The sequence below is a fragment of the Sphingobacterium sp. UBA1897 genome, assembly GCF_002337775.1.
Taxonomy (GTDB): Bacteria; Bacteroidota; Bacteroidia; order Sphingobacteriales; family Sphingobacteriaceae; genus Sphingobacterium; species Sphingobacterium siyangense.
In genome coordinates this window covers 55,253-69,283 of record NZ_DDGR01000003.1, presented here as the reverse complement: position 1 = coordinate 69,283, position 14,031 = coordinate 55,253, and the positions used below count along the sequence as shown (strand labels likewise).

Here is a 14,031-nt window from a genome sequence, read left to right as displayed (position 1 = left end):
ATCAATTTTTTGCCCCTGTTTATAATATTGAATAACGTAATTTTAATCCACCTAATTGCGCCGGCTTACTAAGATAAGCTCGCCAAGCTCTTAGCTTCAAAAGTCGATAATTCGTTGTATTTTTCGGCCTTTACTTTCTTCACCCAATTGGGGTCTTGTAAGATGGCCCTGCCTACAGCTACAAGGTCAAAATCGCCACGTTCATAACGACGAACCAGTTCGTCCAGTGAAGCGGGAGAGGACTTGAATTCAGAATTGGTAAATACTTCACCAAAGTCTTTGTCAAGCCCCACAGATCCAACTGTGATTGTGGGCTGTCCTGAAATCTTTTTGAGCCATCCAGCAAAATTTAAGTCACTGCCTTCAAATTCCGGCTCCCAATAACGACGTTGGCTTCCATGAAAAATGTCCACACCGGCATCCGTCAATGGTAGGATCCAATCTTCCATCGCTGTAGGGGTAGGGGCAAGCTTGGCTGTATAGTCCTGTTGTTTCCATTGTGATAAACGTAGAATAATCACAAAATCAGGTCCAACCGCTTTTCGCATTGCTTTTACGACTTCAACGGCGAATTTAGAACGCTCCTTAATTGTTTTTCCACCAAATTCGTCTGTTCTGTGGTTCATCCCTTCCCAGAAAAATTGGTCGATCAGATAACCATGGGCCCCATGGATTTCAAAAGCATCAAAACCGAGGTCTTTTGCAGATTTAGCAGCGTCAGCGTAAGCCTGTATTGTGGCCTCTATATCCGCTAATGTCATTGTATCTGGGCTTTCAAACGCAGCAGGCGGAGTCCATTGCATAGGGGTATAACCAACATGCCATAGTTGAGGGGCTATTTTTCCGCCTTTTTCGTGCACAGCATCGACGATATTTTTCCAGCCGCCCAATGCTTGGTCACCGTAAAAGTTTGGAATATCCTTTAAATTCTTTGATGAAGGTCTTTCAATAACTGTACCTTCCGTCAAAATTAAACCAACATCTCCCGCGGCACGACGCTCGTAATAACCCGCTACAGCGCTGTCGGGAATCCCATCCTTAGAAAATGCTCGCGTCATGGGCGCCATTACAAAGCGGTTTTTGAGTGTTAAGTTTTTGTACTCAAATGGATTAAAAAGTGTTTGTATGCTCATTTTTCTTGTTTTAAATCGTGAATCTTCACAAAGATATTTTAAATAGTATATATTTGTAACTATTATTGGTATAAACTAGTTACCTTTGCGTAACTATTTTGAATATATTCAAATGAAAAGGACTGAATTTAAAAGTTGTTCCTGCGCCATGCAGCGTTCTATGGCAATTTTAGGTACCCGATGGAAGCCCGTGATTATCTATACTTTGCGCGATCGAAAAGCCCGATTTGGTCAATTGGATGCGCTTATCGAAAACATTTCTCGGAAAGTCTTGACCAGTTCATTAAAAGAATTGGAAGAGGATGGTGTAATTTTGAGAGAAGAGTACAGGGAGCTCCCGCCACGCGTAGAGTATTCTTTGACAGAAAAAGGCAAGGCATTAATACCTATTATGTGCCAATTGGCAAAATGGAATGAAGCCTACTACCAAGAGCCTGTGTCACCAGAATTGATCGCGTAGAAATTATAATCTAAATACATAGATCTTGCTTCGTATTTACGCCAATCGCTATCGAATGGAATAGTATCGTGTCAACCGGTTTGGTCTGTACGTTTTCTATCGCTTGCCAGCGCAGGATTGTTGATCACAATAAATGAAATTTTCATATTTATTTAAAATTTAAGTAATATTGAATTGTGAAAAACAAGGTAAACCAAGAATTTAGCAAGCAAGATTTTTTAAAATCTTTTCGAGAAGGCAGAAGGGATGGTTTACAGTTTCTGTACAAAACTTTCTATAGTCCAATGTGCTATTTTTTAGAAAAGATGAATCTTGATAAAGGTACCATCGAAGAAATAGTGCAGGACGTATTTTTAAAGCTTTGGGAGCGCCGGATTGATTTTGATCATGTTGAATCAATCCGTGGTTTTCTCTACACAAGTTGTAGAAACGCCGCTTTAAACAGGATTCAACAAGAGAATAGGATTCAACAAAAAACCAATTTTTATACGTCACAAGTTGATCTGGTCGATTTACCGATCAGTCATCAAATGATCTATATGGAAACGCTTCGAACGATCCATGATGCCATTGATACGCTGCCTGAGCAGTGTAAGCAAGTGATGCGTAAGTTGATTGTTGAAGATCTAAGCCCACAGGAAGCAGCTATCTCCTTAGGACTAACCACTAGTACGATCTACAATCAAAAGAAAAGGGGAATTGAACTTTTGAGATTAAAACTCAAGCCTGACCAGTTTTTTTGCCTACTTTTGCTTTTACTCTATTATTAGAAAATTTATACTTCTGATAAATAGGTTCTTGCAAAAATATCTACCATCTTTTTAGAGAAACGAAATCAAAATATTGTTTTAAGTATATAGAGCAATATGGAGCAAATACCCCAACATATCATTTATTTACTGAGCAAGTCCAAGCTGGAAGGATTGCGCGATGACGAAAAATTGCAGTTGGACTTATGGAGGTCCGAAACGGATGCAAATAAGGGGCTATGTGATCTGATTGACAACAAAGATCAAATGCAATCGGATTTAGACGGGATAGCCCGTTATGATTGGGAGGAATCATTTGCCCTCTTTGAACAAGATTACCTCAATACCGCATACACTAAACCTTTTTATAAACGCATGTGGTCTTACGGTATTGCAGCAGTACTGATTGGATTATTGGTGTTATTTTTTATCCATAATCTTTCGGATACGGTATATCAAGAGACTCCGGATAAAGATATTCAACCCGCGCAAATGACGGGGGTAGTTCGTCTGGGAGATGGACATTCAATTTCGATGGTTCCCGGAGATACTTTATTATCGTTTGTTGCTCCCATGAAAAATAAATCCAGCCAGACGGATAGCTTATTCGCGACAACACCCAAAGGGGGAAAAATGACCATGGTATTACCTGATGGGACCAAAGTATGGATGAATGCCAAAACGCAGTTAGATTATTATGAAATAGATAGTATGCGGGAAGTTCGTTTAGTGGGGGAGGCTTACTTCGAAGTTGCCAAGAAACATTTGCCGTGGGGAGGTGAGGTCCCAAAACTGAAACCTTTCGTGGTACAAGCAGGGAAGATCAATATCTCCGTATTGGGGACACATTTTTATGTGAAATCAACCAAGAATCTAGAAGACTTTAGAGCGACATTATACGAAGGTAAAGTTCGGGTTCGACAAGGCGACAGGCAAGTTATACTGTTGCCAGGAGAAGAATCTTATATCAAACTTGGTCAGATCGAACGACGGATAATTGATCTCGACGTGCGTAATGCATTGAAAGACGGATATTTTGTGTTCAATTCGGAGACTTTAGGGGTTATTATGGATGAGTTGGCGTCTTGGTATAACGTGGATGTCGTCTATCTCGATAACCAAATAAAATCGGAAAAATTTGAAGCGATGTTGTCGCGTAACAGCAGCTTGAAAGATATCATCAATGTACTGGAGAGTACAGGGAAAATTAAATTTAAATTTAAAGGAAAGACCATTTATGTAGACAAATTATGTAGACAAAACAACCTAAATGAAAAGAAGAAACCCTAAACGCTTGCAACATTTAGGGCTTCAGATCAAGTAATTCTAACTGTAACAGAATTTTAATTCTTAACCTAAAACAAATGTATAAAAATTATGCACAACTTGGTCGTGCCCTACACGATCAAACGCAACAAATGAAAAACAGCGATCGCCCAGATATTTGGGGTAGGCCGCAATGGAGGGGAAACATTATGCGCATATCGCTTACAACCATACTAATGTCTTGTTGTCTGCTTCATGTTGGAGCTAAAACGTATGGACAGGACATATCGATACATGAGAAATCAGTGTCGTTGAGAAAGGTTTTTTCAGAGATCAATAAGCAGACCGGCTATTCTTATGTATGGGCGGCCACAACCATCGATCCAGATACAAAGGTTAACTTAACTGTTAAAAAAGAATCGTTGGGAAATGCACTTGGGAAGTTATTGGACGATTTGGATCTCGATTTTGAGATCAAGGGGAAGATTATTGTCGTACATGAGAAATCTCAACAAACACAACGTTCGATCGCTAATCAGCTAATGACGGTCAAAGGTTTTATTGTCGATTATAACAACAGACCGCTTCAAGGTGCAACCATTCGTGTTAAAGGTGTTCCAAAAGGGGCCGTTACAGATCAAAATGGACATTTTGAAATTAACGGTGTTAGTTCAAATAGCTTTTTGGACATTACCATGGTCGGATTTGCTCCGCTTACCATTGCAGCTAAGTCCGATTTGGGTACGATTACCTTAAGAGCCTTGGATGAACAATTGCAGGAAGTAAATATTACGGTCAATACAGGATACCAAAAAATAAGCAAAGAAAGAGCAGCAGGTTCAATTGCGCAGGTCACTGCCAAAGACATGGAAGGACGGCTCCAGCCTAATTTGCTGGACCGGATCGATGGATTGTTGCCCGGACTAAATTTGGTGCGAAATACCTCAAGTCCGCAGAATAATAAAAATAATCTGGGTATCGAGGTTCGCGGACGATCTACAATCAATGCGCAGGCTGCGCCTCTGATCGTCGTTGACGGTATGCCTTTTGAAGGCGATTTAACAGCAATCAATCCCAATGATATCGCTGCTATAACCGTTTTAAAAGATGCGTCGGCAGCCTCTATCTACGGCGTACGTTCCTCCAATGGTGTCATTGTGATCACAACAAAAATAGGCTCCGCAGGTAAAACAAAGATCGACTATAGCAATACACTTTCTTTTAGGGGACTTCCAAGCCGTAACTATCTTAATCAGATGAGCAGTGCTGAACTGGTCAACTTTCAAAAAGAAATGTTTAATTATCGTTCGGGCGATTATGCTGTTATTGATCCTAGAAAAGCAATGAATGATGTGTATCGGATTTTGTACGATCGTAAAGGTGGCGTGATTTCGGAAGAAGAGATGGAAAAACGTCTGGATGTGTACCGAAATCGTGACCGCTTCAGTCAAATGGATAAGTTTCTGAACACTACTCGATTCGATCAGCAACATAACCTCGCTGTTTCGGGAGGATCCGATCGTTATACCTATCATTATTCCCTCAATTATACCCAACCCGGAGATTATAATAAAGGCCGTGCAACAAATAAGGAACTGGGATTCAGTCTGAAAAATAATTTTAAGTTTACCGATTGGTTTAGTTTACGCGCAAACGTATTAGGGAAAAATCAAAATAGAGAAGGCGATATCGGCTTCAATTTCTACGATAACTATATGGGGGGCAAGGCATCCTATTATCTTCTTGAAAATGAAGACGGTTCTCCGGCGCAATGGTATAATTCAAAATCGCAATTTGAGATTGATCGTTTGAATGCCTTGGGACTGGAAGATGAAACTTATATTCCTTTAAAGCACGTCGCAGCGATTCATGAAAAGTTTTATAATAAATACCTTAATTTAAATTTTGCTGCCAACTTTAAGCTACTTAAAGGGTTGGACTTCGATCTATCCTATCAAAGTGAAAGAACAGAAGGGTACAACGGAACTTTAAACAGGAAAAATTCCCAGTCCGTTGTAGGTATGGTCAATGACGCGACCCAAATTGGAAAGGACGGGGCAATCAAGCGCAATATTCCACAGGGGGGACAATTTGCCGAACAACGTAACGATGTCAACAGCTATACCTTACGTGGTCAATTCAATTATCAATATAACAGTCGGGATAAACATGAAATTATAGCTATTGCAGGTGCTGAGCGCAGGCAAATTAACAATCGTTATACAAATATTTATAAATACGGGTACGATGAAAGCAGTTTAGTCTATAAGGGGATTAATGAAGAGCTTTTTGGTATTCAGATCCAAAATACACAGGCACTTTTTAATAGCTATACTATTTCGAAAAAAGAGACTGGATTTAAGGATCTAGTCGATAGATTTGTTTCCTTCTATGCCAATGGATCTTATACCTATGATCGTAAGTTGACTTTGAGTGGAAGCATCCGGATGGATCAATCTAATTTGTTTGGCACAAATATCAAAAATCAATACAAACCTCTTTGGTCCATAGGCGCTTTATATCATCTACCAAAAATTGATTGGGAACCATTAGATCGTTGGTCGGTGCGTGCGACTTATGGCGTAAATGGAAATGTGCCAAAGGATAATGGACCATATTTGATTTCAAGGGTGAATAACAATCTGAACTACTTTAACGGTGAAATGCAAGCTTACATTGATTCTCCGCCTAATCCATTGTTGCGATGGGAGCGAACAAAAGTATTCAATGTTGGCTTTGATTTCTCACTATTTAAAGATAGACTTACGGCTACCCTTGATATCTACAATAAAAAAACTTCTGATTTATTGGGGAATACGCCGTTGGATCCAACCTTGGGATGGGATATGGTGTTGCTTAATTATGCTGATATGCAGAATCGAGGGATCGAGTTGGGGCTGAATGGTAAGGTAATTCAACGTGAAAACTTCAGTTGGAACAGCACAATAAATTTTAGCTACAACAAAAACAAGATCACAGACCTCTACGTTGAGCAGAATACACCGTATTACTACTATTATGCTCCTCAAAATCGTGTTGGAATCCCAATGGGTAGTTTATATAGCATAGATTATGCGGGATTAAATGATAAGGGACGACCTTTGGCAAGAAAGGCTGATGGTAGTCTGGTAGAGACCACGCAAAAATTGACTGTCGATGATTTAATCTATGAAGGTACGACAGTACCTCCCTACACTGTTTCTTTCAGAAATGGATTTCGATATAAAGATCTGACGCTTTCCTTTATGTTCATTTTCAATGGTGGTCATGTGATGCGGGGAGTTCATCCAGAGTTCCTGAGTAAATACGCGGAGCTTAACTACAATAGTAACTTCGACAAATTATGGTTGAATTATTGGAAGAACCCTGGTGATGAAAGTAACCCTGATATTGCTCCTGCATTTGTTTCTGCTGCTTCAGGCAATATTTCCGATATTTTCAATGCTGCACATAAATTTGTTCAGAAGGCTGACTATATTAAATTGCGCGATATTTCATTATCCTACAACCTTCCTGAACAATGGATTGCACCGACAAAACTTTCTTATGTGCGTCTAACAGGACAGGTATTGAATGCATGGCGTTGGGTCGCTAACAAGGATAATCTCGATCCCGAGGTTTGGGCTGGCTATAGTACGGTAACGAGTCCAAGTAGAGGTATACAAGCACCAATAATTTACAATTTAGGCGTATCTGTAGGATTTTAATAAGAAAATATCATGAGAAAAATATATATAGGATTGCTATTCGGTTTATTGACATTGAATAGCTGTAGTAAATATCTGGATATCAAGCCAAAAGGTTTTACGATTCCAGAGAATCTGAATGATTACAAATTGCTTCTAAACGATCAATCTTTAGTAAGAGCTTCCGCTGTATATCCGAACTATTTAGTAGATAATTTACAGTCCGGAGACCCTCAGGATGTACAATCAGCAGCAAGCTATGACTATTATGACTATGTGAAAAAACAACTCTATAGCTTTGCCCACGGTGCGATATTTGAAGATGGCCAGTATGATCCATACTGGGAATCGGCTTATAGCCATATATTCACTTACAATGTTGTTATTAACAATGTATTGGCAGCAACAGAGGGCTCCGAGACAGAAAAGAAAAGGGTTTGGGCTGAGGCTAAGGTCGGTCGTGCATTTGAATACCTTAGTCTAGTGAATATCTATGCCGCGCATTATAATCCTGTAAGTGCAACAAAAGATCTAGGGGTACCTTTGGTGCTGAAAGAGGATATCAATCAAAAATATGAGCGCGTGTCTGTTCAGGCGATCTATGATCAGGTAATTAGCGATCTTAATGATGCGCTACCAAATTTGAGTACAGTGCAGTCAAATAGATTTCAAGCAGTGCGTTCAGTCGGCTTCTCTTTTCTAAGCCGTGTTTACCTCTATCAGGGAAAATATAAAGAGGCCCTTGAGAATGCAAAACAAGCACTTGCTGTCAATAAAACGCTCATCGATTATAGTTTATATACCAATAAGGATAAGACGACTTGGGGGCGGGTTTGCCTAAAAACAGATAATTCTGTCCAATTTCCCGACTCCAGAACGAATACGGAGGCTGTATGGTCTCGGTTAGGAACAAGTTCCTTAGGTAGTCCGAATGCCGAATTTTATGCCTCTAAAGAGCTGATTGACACTTATGCCAAAGATTTGCCTGCAGGTGCAAAGGACAAACGTTATGAATTATTTTTCTGTCGCGATCAAGCTTCTTTAGGTGCTACTATTGTAAAATTTCCAGGACGGGTTCTTTTTGCTCCCTACGTCGAATTTAGCACTGGATTTAATACACCTGAATTGTTTTTGATTGCTGCAGAAGCCGCTGTTCGAACAGGTAATGCGACAGAAGCACTAAGTTTCTTGAATACATTAAGAAATAGCCGAATAGAGAATAATAAAGCGTTAACCTCAACGGATTCAAAAGTTGTTTTACAGACTGTACTTGACGAAAGACGTCGCGAGATGCCATTTATGGCATCCGATAGGCTGATTGATTTGAAACGACTCGCTATAGTAGACAATTTTAAAAAGTCAATCCAACATCCATTGGCAGGGAAAGTTTTCGAAATGGAATCCACGGATGCCCGGATGATACTTCCAGTTCCACCCAAGGTACTTTCGTTGAATCCCGGAATTCCACAATACGAACGATAACAAAATTAGATGTAGACCGCTCATCCTAATCAATTTCTATCATCATAGAAATTGATTAGGATCTTAATAAAAAAAAATGAAAAAGATACTATTGACAGCACTGGCTTTTTCGCAGTCGATGCTATTACTTGCGCAAGAACATATACAGTTTCAGAAGATCACTTTTGATCAGGCAAAGGAATTGGCTAAGCAGGAAAATAAGCTGATTTTCCTGGATGGATTTACCTCCTGGTGTGCTCCTTGTAAATGGATGGAAGGGAATGTGTTTTCACAGCCTGAAGTGGCTCGTTATTTTAACAGCAGGTTTATCAATACAAAATTTGACTGTGAGATAGGAGAAGGTGTAGATATTGCTAAATTATACCAAATCAGAAGTTTTCCTACTTATTTATTTTTAGATGGACAGGGGACATTGATCTATAGAACCCAGTCTCGAATGGAAGCTGATCTTTTCCTGAAACAGGCACAGCAAGCTAATGACCCTAATTTTCAGATCCCCAATTTGCGTAAATCGTATGATTTGGGTATGCGGGAGTCGAATTTCCTGATCCGCTATATTAAAGTGATGGAACAGACCGATAATCAAGCCGCAAATGCAGCAAAAAAGGCATTGGACAGCGTGGCTACGGATGAATTCTTGAAGAGCCCAAATGGATGGGAGACCATAAAAATGATGGCACAAAGCCTGGATGATCGCTACGGTAAATTTTTTGAGTCGAACAAAGCTTATTTTAAAAGTATAGCCGTGCCAGCAGATTTTGCAAAAAAGGAGGCCCAGCTGCTACGATATGCTATGTATGGCTATATTAGAGAGCATAAAGTAGATGAATTTAATGCTGGCGTAGCCTACTTTGAAGGGTTAAAAGATCCAGAACAAAAAATTGAAGCTGCATTGTATAAAGTAGAGTGGACCGCGGCACATGGAACCGATAAGGAGTTTGTTGTCCTTACGAATACATTGAGAAAAGGCCTGCTCAAGAATGAAGATGAACGGTTGAGTTTTATTGCCCGCCGCAATGCCAATGCGAAGGGAACTGTTGCAAATCCAGTTATCCTAAAACAATGCTATGTGCTGGCTAAACAGGCCGTTGTATTGAATCCATCAAGCTATTCCAATCAAGGAACTTTGGCCGATATTTGTATCGCATTAAAGAAAAAGAAAGAAGCCGTTCAAGCGGCAGAAGCTGCACGTGGCTTGGCTGAACTGGAAACTTCAAAAATTATTAAACTGGCCGATGCTCTTGTGGCGCGTGCTAAAGCATTGTAATTATCAACATGAAAAAAATAGCTACATCGTTATTCTTGGTTTTAAGTTGTCTCGGGACAGTATTGGCTCAAGGACAGCGTTTTCAATTAACAATAAAGGGGAAACAATTTCCTGCAAAATCTAAAGCATTTGTTCGCTACATCGTGGACAGAAAATTGACAATTGACTCTATTAATTTTGGTCCCAATGATGTTATCTATAAAGGGGAAATCATGGAACCAACGCAAGTCATGTTATTTTATTCCAAAGATGGAGCTTCCTTCTTTAATCGCAAAGGTGGACCGATGGAGCGTCTCACATTTTATGTAGACCCTCAGGAACCCAATACGCAAATCACTGTTCAAAGTCCTTTCGAGTCTTCACAGGTACAAGGCGGGAAACTGCAGGTAGCCTATAAGCAGTATCAAGACTATCTAAGCACCTATGAGAAGAAGCTCATGGTTCAGCAATCTAAAAGAGCTGATCTGTATCAAGCAAAAAATCGTGATGAAAATGCACTCAACCAAATTGGGCTAGAAATAGATAAGATCGAAACAGAGCGTAAGAAGGCGCAACGAAATTTTATAGTCAATAACCCAGACAATTACTTCAGTTTATTGGCCTTGCAGGAAGTTGCCGGCTACGATGATAATGTAGTTACCACTGAACCTTTGTTTTTCAATTTGTCATCAAGATTAAGACAGACAGCAATCGGGAAAAAATTAGAAGCAGATATTCAACTGGCAAAAAAGCTAGGAATTGGACAGCCAGCTTTAGACTTTGCACAAGTAACTCCTGAAGGTAAAGAGTTAAAACTCTCAGATTTTAAAGGTAAATACCTGCTGTTGGATTTTTGGGCGTCATGGTGTGGTCCTTGCCGTGCTGAGAACCCTAATTTGGTTAAAGCCTATCAAAAGTTTAAGGGATCAAGATTTGAGATACTGGGTGTTTCACTAGATAAACCCGGGAAGAAAGATAACTGGATGAAAGCAATTGAACAAGATGGATTAATCTGGCCTCAGGTGTCGGACCTGAATGGCTGGCAAAATCAAGCCGCTCAATTGTACGGTATTCAGGCTATCCCGCAAAATTACCTCATCTCTCCCGAAGGTAAGATTGTTGGAATCAACTTAAAAGGAGTAAAGTTGATAGAGAAACTCGAAGAGCTTCTTAAATAAATTTTAAGGAGGGGCAAATCGCCCCTCCTTAATTATGAACCTTTAATAGCTGCTATCGCTATGGGGTCAGTTTTCTGTTATAGCGCTACTCTTTGGGGGGCTAAGGTAAGGGCTTGCAGCTTATTCGCCATTTCTCTGCTATTCCGTTGGTGTTTCTCTGCTGTTTCTTTGGTGTTTCTCTGCTGTTTCTCTGCCGTTTCTTCGCTATTCCTTTGGGATTGCTAGGGGGCTGATTCGCTTCTTCTTTGCTATTTCTTTGGTGTTTTATTGGTGTTTCTTTGCTTTCAAAGCAAAGAAAAGGTAAGCAAAAAGTCAATAATATGCAAAGTAATATGTACTCAGTACATCGGCATAAGTTATGCAGAATGCACGAAAAGGCAAATAGATTTTTAGCGGAATGCTACTAGGAGGAAATCTGTTGCTTAAAATCCGCTATTTTTTCCTTCAGACTATTGAGGTGTTCAGGACTGATTACGCCATTATCCTGATCAAAATTTTCGTAAAATTTGGGAAGCGAAAATGTTTCTTTAATGATTGCTCCAAACTGCGGGAAAAATTTCTGCGCTTCGGCCATCACATTTCCACCACCATAACCTCCTGGTGAAGTTGTCATAAGCAACATGGGTTTATCTTGGAAAACTTTAACATTTATTCTAGATGCCCAGTCGAATACATTTTTAAATGCTACGCTATAGGAGCGATTATTCTCTGCGAGGGAGCAAATGATCATGTCACTGGAGGCTATATGATCGAGGAAAAGCTGTGCTTCCTGTGGGAATCCATTCTTTTCTAGGTCTACAGAAAAGACAGGCATGTTATAGTCATTCAGGTCGATCAAATTAATCTCGTGCCCCTCGAAGCTTTTAAGTACAAATTTGACCAATTGTTTGTTAATTGATGTGGAAGAATTACTCCCAGCGAATGCAAATATTTTCATGTTTTATCCTTTATGATTATCGGTTACTTAAATTTAGTCAATTTTATAATGAAAAATCCAATTCAAGAAATAGAAACCACTCACCATTATTTTAATTTCGCGACTCCATTCCGATCCTGAGGTAACACATCGAGTAGCGAGAAAGAAAGGGGTGTACAGTTATCAATTGTATTGTTCGCGGAAAAAACTATTTGCACTGTCTACTTTTAGGGGATTTTTCATAAACCAATTTGTAAAATCAGTCCATTTTTCTTCATTATTTGCTAGCCATTTCTCGAAACGGTCTTCATCTCCTTTCATCAATATCCAATGATTGTATGCTTCACTATAACCTAGATCGATGATTTTCTTTTGATAATTGAATAGAACATTTGGAAATATCTTGTCGTGTTTATTTTTGAAGTAGTTGTTTATGAAGTTGGTCCTTATCGTGTCAAGCGTATTGATATTTATTGAATTTAAACCAATCATTGACAACGCTAATGTCGTCTCGTAAACTCCAATACCAAAAGGTAACTTTATTTGGTTGGGATCGGCTGCTGGCCCTTCCTGGATAAACGCATTTTTACTGAAGCTGACTGAAATTCCAGTGTCGCCTTTAAATTTAATCTGGTTATTGTACTGATTATAAATAAGCTCACTTATTTCGGCTGTTCTTTTGCTATTTCGTTCTAAATTCATAAATATCTCACCGTAAATCATTCCCCAAACTTTTTCATCCGAAATACAGAATAACTTTGATGCCCAATAGTAATTGGAAGAAAATCCCGGATCCACCTGAATACCCTTTTCATAAAAGCCTAATGCCTTTTCCAAATCTCCTTTTACTCTTTGGATTGCCCCCATCTCCAAATAGAGGTGACCTGATTTAGGAAACAATTTTAATCCACTTTCGTAGATGCCCACTGCGCTATCACTTTCGCCAAGCATATCATAGGCATTTCCCAGCAGTTGATATACCCTATCATTAACAGTCTTTTCATTTTTAATGTTTTCCAGGAACTTTATTGTGCTTTTATAATCTTTTTTTAGATAATAGGCATAACCAAGCTCATAAGGGTATGTGATATTGGCTGGATCGAGATTTTGGGCTTCCTTCAGTAATAGGATACTGTCATCCACTTTTCCGCTGTCCATGAGTTGAATGGCTTCCTTTCCCTTTGAAGAAGCTTTTTCACGATTTTTTTCTTGCCCAAGAACGGTTTGCCCAATGAAAAAGAAGAAAACGAAGCTAATATATCCAATATTGTTTTTCATTTTTATTATTGAGTTAAAGGATTGAATTTTTATTTCAGAACGTATTTTTGTAATAATGGAGCCATAGATCTTAAAAAACTAAACCAATTCCGATTTAAAAATAGCGTATAATGGGATATCGTAATAGCGGCCGTCTTTCTTTAGATGTTGTTTTAACAGAGCCTCTTTTTTCATTCCTATTTTTTCCATGACTTTTCCCGACGCTGGATTATGAGGGAAGTAGGTCGCAAAGATTTTGTTAAAGTTTAATTCTTTAAATCCAAAATCAATGATTGCTTTTGCAGCTTCAGTGACATAACCTTTATTCCAGTAAGGAATAGCTATCCAGTATCCCAACTCAGCCTTATCCGAGCCTTCATCATGCAGACCAATAGCTCCGATCAGTTTTTTATCTTTATTTCGAATAGCAAAAGTGAATCCTTTACGATTGGCAAATGCTTCTTCCGCTAATTTAAGCCAGTATTCAGCATCCTGCTTTCGGTAGGGATAGGGGATATTTGATGTAAAGTCTGAATAGACCTTGTCTTGCAGATAGTCTACAATCTGTGGAATATCAGTCGGGTCTATTGCGTTAAGAATAAGTCGTTCTGTCTCTAATTGTGGGAAATCTTTCATCTGATTAAGTCTTCAGTATGGC

Annotated in this window: 11 protein-coding genes; 7 read left to right on the top strand and 4 right to left on the bottom strand. The window is 39.2% G+C overall.

The genetic code is table 11. The annotated features are described in order from the left end of the window. Positions 1–68: 68 nt before the first annotated feature. A complete protein-coding gene (locus tag B4N43_RS02240; protein WP_088160911.1) occupies positions 69–1,133 on the bottom strand; it encodes an NADH:flavin oxidoreductase in 1,065 nt (354 codons plus the stop codon). A gap of 112 nt (positions 1,134–1,245) precedes the next feature. Between B4N43_RS02240 and B4N43_RS02235 the strand changes: the two genes are divergently transcribed. The 7 genes from B4N43_RS02235 to B4N43_RS02205 all read left to right on the top strand — a co-directional run bounded on the left by B4N43_RS02235 (position 1,246) and on the right by B4N43_RS02205 (position 11,200). After that, complete coding sequence (locus tag B4N43_RS02235; protein ID WP_198386068.1) at positions 1,246–1,593, top strand: winged helix-turn-helix transcriptional regulator; 348 nt, start codon at positions 1,246–1,248, stop codon at positions 1,591–1,593. A 176-nt stretch (positions 1,594–1,769) separates the two neighbouring features. Continuing rightward, entirely contained in the window at positions 1,770–2,363 is a 594-nt protein-coding gene (locus B4N43_RS02230; RefSeq protein WP_120334834.1) for an RNA polymerase sigma factor, read from the top strand. A 96-nt stretch (positions 2,364–2,459) separates the two neighbouring features. Further along, positions 2,460–3,632, top strand: a complete 1,173-nt coding sequence (locus B4N43_RS02225; protein WP_286732519.1) for a FecR family protein — start codon at positions 2,460–2,462, stop codon at positions 3,630–3,632. Between the two features lie 74 nt (positions 3,633–3,706). Then, positions 3,707–7,315, top strand: coding sequence for a SusC/RagA family TonB-linked outer membrane protein (locus B4N43_RS02220; RefSeq protein WP_286732518.1), 3,609 nt, complete (start codon positions 3,707–3,709; stop codon positions 7,313–7,315). 12 nt (positions 7,316–7,327) lie between these two features. Then, complete coding sequence (locus B4N43_RS02215) at positions 7,328–8,776, top strand: RagB/SusD family nutrient uptake outer membrane protein (RefSeq protein WP_182980959.1); 1,449 nt, start codon at positions 7,328–7,330, stop codon at positions 8,774–8,776. Positions 8,777–8,852: 76 nt separating this feature from the next. After that, on the top strand, positions 8,853–10,043 hold the full coding sequence (locus B4N43_RS02210) for a thioredoxin family protein (RefSeq protein WP_286732517.1): 1,191 nt from the start codon (positions 8,853–8,855) through the stop codon (positions 10,041–10,043). 8 nt (positions 10,044–10,051) lie between these two features. Continuing rightward, positions 10,052–11,200, top strand: a complete 1,149-nt coding sequence (locus tag B4N43_RS02205) for a peroxiredoxin family protein (protein WP_286732516.1) — start codon at positions 10,052–10,054, stop codon at positions 11,198–11,200. A gap of 403 nt (positions 11,201–11,603) precedes the next feature. Here the strand turns inward: B4N43_RS02205 and B4N43_RS02200 are convergent, their stop codons facing one another. From B4N43_RS02200 to B4N43_RS02190, 3 genes are all read right to left on the bottom strand, one after another. Then, positions 11,604–12,137, bottom strand: coding sequence for an NADPH-dependent FMN reductase (locus B4N43_RS02200; protein WP_075991829.1), 534 nt, complete (start codon positions 12,135–12,137; stop codon positions 11,604–11,606). 162 nt (positions 12,138–12,299) lie between these two features. Beyond that, entirely contained in the window at positions 12,300–13,394 is a 1,095-nt protein-coding gene (locus tag B4N43_RS02195) for a tetratricopeptide repeat protein (RefSeq protein WP_286732515.1), read from the bottom strand. Between the two features lie 78 nt (positions 13,395–13,472). Next, on the bottom strand, positions 13,473–14,009 hold the full coding sequence (locus B4N43_RS02190; RefSeq protein WP_286732514.1) for a GNAT family N-acetyltransferase: 537 nt from the start codon (positions 14,007–14,009) through the stop codon (positions 13,473–13,475). Positions 14,010–14,031: the final 22 nt, after the last annotated feature.